Source organism: Stenotrophomonas maltophilia group sp. RNC7 (genome assembly GCF_030910085.1).
Classification (GTDB): domain Bacteria; phylum Pseudomonadota; class Gammaproteobacteria; order Xanthomonadales; family Xanthomonadaceae; genus Stenotrophomonas; species Stenotrophomonas sepilia.
The window spans coordinates 1-827 of sequence record NZ_JAVFVN010000244.1; the positions used below are offsets into that span (position 1 = coordinate 1).

1 pseudogene is annotated in these 827 nt (G+C 51.6%); it reads right to left on the minus strand.

Features of this window, described 5'->3' with window-relative positions:
* Nucleotides 1-635: 635 nt before the first annotated feature.
* Nucleotides 636-827: pseudogene (locus tag RCF13_RS03050) on the minus strand (helix-turn-helix domain-containing protein); the annotation flags it as partial.

An 827-nucleotide genomic window follows, 5' to 3' on the forward strand; every position in this document is an offset into this window, starting at 1 on the left:
CATATCACACACGATACAACTATTCCGTGATCTTCACCAGATGGATGGAGGGCGAATCGGGCAAAAGGTGCTAGACAATGTGAGTTTCATGACAGTCAGGGACACATATGCTAGGGGGATCCGGGCATGTGATTGCGTAGGAGTAGTCTGACACAGAGGGAGCTTCGGACCAAATTCTTCACAGCAATGCCAAGAGCACGCTCGCCATTCGAGCAGAACTACAGCGATCAAAGAGCTTCGACCGAGGATTGCGCGAGGTCTGGATACCAGGAGTTGACACTCGTCAGCTGGTTGGAAATTCGCTAAATCGGGTTAGATCTGCATTGCCGGTTCGATGATGGCCAGTCGGCCTGATCCGAGGCTCAACAGCTTGATGAAGTCAATGGGCTGATCGCCTGACAGTGGATGAAAGTGCGGCGTTGACGTTTGCAATCGGTGGTAAAACGAAGTGCGGGAAGGGAACGAAACTCGCTTCGGCTTAAATTGAACGAAAATGCATGCTGGCATTACCGCAGTGAGTATCTGGTTTTGACCTGGTACTCGGCCACCGTGCACATGTTTAGGACCAGTCCGACCGAGTCTGTTGAATTCCCTCTGGTAAATCTAGTTTCTCCGGTGAACTGTAGGATCGATTTTCAATCGGCAAAGGTAAAACCCCTCCCCCGTATCGCATGTAACGGAAGCAAAATCCCTGCTTTTTTTGCCCGTCTCCTCAGACGGCTCACGATTGTGTCCAGATGAGCATAGTTGAACTCATAGACATCTTCTCCGAGTGCCTCAACCAGCTCACGCCGCTCAACAGTTGCACCGCGCTCGGCCAGCAGACG